Source organism: Rhodoblastus sp., from assembly GCF_041915505.1.
In the GTDB taxonomy this organism is placed as follows: Bacteria; Pseudomonadota; Alphaproteobacteria; order Rhizobiales; family Beijerinckiaceae; genus Rhodoblastus.
This window is the reverse complement of the sequence record NZ_JAYSBG010000319.1, coordinates 1-4,071: the sequence shown is the minus strand read 5'-3', so window position 1 is coordinate 4,071 and position 4,071 is coordinate 1. Positions and strand designations below refer to the sequence as shown.

Annotated in this window: 4 protein-coding genes; 2 read left to right on the top strand and 2 right to left on the bottom strand. The window is 66.4% G+C overall.

Going from position 1 to position 4,071, the window contains the following annotated elements:
- Both ACE3S9_RS16065 and ACE3S9_RS16060 read left to right on the top strand, forming a co-directional pair.
- A partial coding sequence (locus ACE3S9_RS16065; RefSeq protein ID WP_374547487.1) for an outer membrane protein occupies positions 1-786 on the top strand: 786 nt, incomplete at its 5' end.
- Between the two features lie 231 nt (positions 787-1,017).
- Entirely contained in the window at positions 1,018-1,878 is an 861-nt protein-coding gene (locus ACE3S9_RS16060) for an outer membrane protein (RefSeq protein WP_374547486.1), read from the top strand.
- A 5-nt stretch (positions 1,879-1,883) separates the two neighbouring features.
- Here the strand turns inward: ACE3S9_RS16060 and ACE3S9_RS16055 are convergent, their stop codons facing one another.
- Positions 1,884-2,162, bottom strand: coding sequence for a hypothetical protein (locus tag ACE3S9_RS16055; RefSeq protein WP_374547485.1), 279 nt, complete (start codon positions 2,160-2,162; stop codon positions 1,884-1,886).
- A 38-nt stretch (positions 2,163-2,200) separates the two neighbouring features.
- Positions 2,201-4,071, bottom strand: a 1,871-nt coding sequence (locus ACE3S9_RS16050) for a PAS domain-containing sensor histidine kinase (protein WP_374547484.1), incomplete at its 5' end; no start/stop codon positions are given.

The window sequence follows — 4,071 nt, the reverse complement described above, 5'->3', positions numbered from 1 at the left end:
CAACTGGAGCCGCCGCCGCTGCGCGGTCCGGTCGAGGAGCCGGTCGGCTTCTATATGCGCGCCGACATCGGCGTCAGCGCGGTCTCCGCCACCAATCTGCGCTCGACCTTCACCGACGGCAACACGCTGGCCACCCTTGGCGCCACTGACGGCCCGGTCAGCATCGGCGACAGCTATTTCCTCGGCGTCGGCCTCGGCTGGCAGTTCAACCAATGGTTCCGCGCCGATCTCACCGGCGAATATCGCGGTTCGGCCAATTACAATTCCAGCGTCACCTATCAATGGGGCGACGCGATCACCAACACTTCGGGCTGCTATCCCGGCTCGGGCCTGGTCTGCGGCGACCAATATACCGGCCAGGTCAAGACCGGCCTGTTCCTGGCCAATGGCTATGTCGACATCGGCACCTGGTACGGCTTCACGCCCTATGTCGGCGGCGGCGTCGGCCTCGCCGTCTATCAAACCTCCGGGGTCAAGGACACCGGCCTCTATCCGACCGCCGGCGCCTTCGGCTTCGCGAACAATTACACCGGCACCAATTTCGCCTGGTCGCTCACCGGCGGCGTCGCTTATTCCATCGCCCCGAATCTCAAGTTCGACGTCTCCTATCGCTACGTCAACATGGGCACGTTCAAGACCGGCGCGATCAGCTGCAACTACACCGCCAACGGCAGCTGCCACGGCGAGATCCAGAGCTTCGACATGGCCTCGAACGATCTCATGTTCGGCCTGCGCTGGTTCACGCCGGCCGTCGTCGCGGTCCCGGTGCTGCAGACCCGCTACTGATCGAAAGCGTCTTTCCCGCTTCGCCGCCTTCCGCGTCCGCGCGGAAGGCGTTTGCTTTTCAGAAGCGTTGTCGCGCGCCCGTTTGGTGCGCCGCAACAGCCGAAAAAACAAATTCTTCCTGAAAATTTTTGGCGAACAGGGCGTTAAGATTAAGTCGCGATTAACCCTCTTCCTTCACAGTCTTTCCACGATTGGCGCAGCGTCGCGCATCGGCAGTCGAAGAGGATAGACATGCGTAGGACCATTCATGCGGCCGCCGCCGCCCTCATGGCCTGGTCAGCCGGCGGAACGCTCGCGGCCCGGGCGGCCGATCTGAGCTTGCCGCCCGTCTATGAACCCGAGGCCTCCCCGATCGTCGAACTCGGCTCAGGCTGGTATTTGCGCGCCGACGCCAATGTCTATGACGCGACCTTCAACTCCAATACGTTCGGCTCGCTCAGCAACACCAATTTCGGCGCGACGATCGGCGCGGGCTACCAGTTCAACCCGTTCTTCCGCATCGACGCCACCTTCGACTATATGACGCCGGTCAAGCAGACGAAGATGATCGTGCTGGAAGGCGCGGGGATGGGCCAGAGCGTGCCCGCCAGCTCCGCCTTCGGATCGCTCACGCCGCCGGGCTGCCCCGTCGCGATCGACTCGGCCAATCCCGCCAATGTCTATGCGATCACCTGCACGGCCAATCCCTGGTACAAGGTCACGGCCAACGCCTATCTGTTGAACGCCTATCTCGACCTCGGCCACTGGTACGGACTGACGCCCTATATCGGCGCCGGCGCCGGCCTCGCCTATGTCCATACCCAGGCGAACGTCACCTACCGCTTCATCAACGGGACGCCATATGGCGACGGCAACAGCTTCTGCGGCGGCAATACCGGGATTGCGGGCGTTCCGTGTTTCCACCTCGGTTACGCCAACAACGCCGGCATCAACATCACCGACTATAATTTCGCCTATGCCCTGATGGCTGGCTTCTCCTACGACATTTCCAGCATGCTGAAGCTGGATGTCGGCTATCGCTATCTGAATCTCGGCTCGAATCTGTCGAGCCAGGAATTCCGCGCCGGCGTCCGCATCACGCCGGACGGCTGAGCCGTCTAGTTCTCGTCACTATCGCCGGCGGCCTCGTCCTCGGCGTCCGCGATCCGCGCTCCGATGGCCGCCGCAAGGCGGCCTTCGCTTGACTCGCCCCGTTCGGCGAAGCTCAGAGGGGCGATGCTGGCGTTAAGCGCGGCTTCGCGGCGGCGGTAATCCGCGATCTGGTCCGCGCGCGGCTTGGGCACCCGCGAATCGTCGCAGCCGAAGGACTCGAACCAGTCAATGTCCGCGGCGGTCAGGCCGGCCAGAGTCAGTCGCTCGCGCATCGCCGCGTCCATCGCGCTCTCCTATCCCAAGCAACCTATCCCCATCCCATCTAACCCATGGCGCCGCCGGCCGAGACCGCCCCGGCGGCAAGGGGGAACACCACCTCGACCAGAGTGCCTTCATTCTTGCGGCTTCGGATCGAGAAGCTGGCGCCATTGGCCTCGGCCAACGCCTTGGTCAGCGGCAGGCCGAGTCCGGTGCCGCCCTCGCGCGCCGGCGCGACCTGGCGGAACGGCTCCAGCGCCGTGCGCAATTCGCTTTCCGTCATGCCGACGCCGGTGTCCTTGACCCGCAGCGCGGCATGGCCGGAATCGGTCAGCGCCGTCGAGACGATGACCTGCCCGCCCGGCTCGTTGTAGCGCACGGCATTGGCGAGAATGTTCAGCACGATCTGGCGCAGCGAGCGCTCGTCGGCCTGGATCGCCGGCAGCCGCGCGGCCAGCGCCAGCCGCGTGATGACCTTTTCGCGATTGGCCTGCGGCTGCATCATCGAGACGCATTCCGACACGATCCGATTGGCGTCCACCGCCGCGAAGGACAGCTCCAGCTTGCCCGCCTCGATCTTGGAGAGATCGAGCAGATCGTTGACCAGGCTCATCACATGAGAGCCCGAGGCGTGGATGTCCCGCAGATAATCCTTGTAACGCTCGTTGCCGACCGGCCCGAACCGCTCGTCCATGATGACTTCGGCGAAGCCGAGAATGGCGTTGAGCGGCGTACGGATCTCGTGGCTCACCTTGGCCAGGAATTCCGATTTGGCCCGGCTGTCACGCTCGGCCTGCCCGCGCGCTTCCTCCATCGCGCGCTCGGTTTGGCGCCAATGGCTCATGTCGCGCAGGATCAGGCAAAATTTGCCGTCCGCCGCCGGGCCGAGCCGGCCGAAGGTCAGGTGAAGCGGCACGGCGGCGCCCTGCCGCGTGCGCCCGACCGCCTCGCGACCGCGCTTTTCCGCGCCGACCTTGGCGCGGGCGAAGTAATCCAGCGCGGAGACATGGGATTCGCGCGCCAGCAGCAAAGTGAAGTTCTCGCCGGCGACCTGGTTACGGTCGTAATCGAGCAGAGCCTCCGCCGCCTTGTCGAGGCCGAGCAGGATTCCATCCGCATTGACCAGGGCGACGCCGTCGGAGGCCGCCTCCAGCATGGACTGGATCTCGTCGATTTCCGATTCGCGCTGCCGGAGGCTCGCCTCGATCACGCCGATGCGCTGCTCCAGCGCCGAGGCCGAGGGGCGAATCAGCGTCACAAGCTCAGCCGGCCGGCCGTTCCAATCGACTTTCTCGCAATGGGCGTCGGCGGAAAAGGCCTCGCCCGTCGCGGCCCGCAGCAGCAGCGTGCGCTTTTGTCCCGCCGCGAGATCGGCGGCGGCGAAACGGCTGGCCGAGCGCAGCCCGCCCGCCGCGGCGAAGGCGGCGAGATCGGCATGGCCCAGCCAGTCGAGCGCAAGGCGGTTGGCGTAGAGCGGCTCGCCGCCGCCAAGCACGACCACCCCGGCCGGAAGCGCTTCAAACAGACCGGCGTCGACGACGGGAGCGCGCTCCAGCTCCGGCGCGAGCAGCGGCGCGTCCGGCGCGCCAGCCTGATCCGCGGCGCCCTCGGCGGGACCCGTCGGTCCCCGCGCGCCCAGGGCGCGGGCGATTTCGCGAAAGGCGGAACGCTCATGGGGCGACAGCGCGACCAGAGCCTCCTCGCCCTCCTCGCCTCCCCCGGCGACGGCAGCCTCCGGCTCGGCGCGCGGCGCGGCGCGGCCAGCCGTTGAAAGCCCCGAGGTCGCGACACTTGGCGCAACCAAGTTCGGAAGCGAGGACGGCTGCGTCAGCGGCCGCAAGGGCACCACAACGCCGGAGAAATCCGGCTGAACCGTTTCGACCGGCGCCGGCGCGTCCAGCGCGTCTTTCGACGGCTGTCGCGGCTCCGACGCGA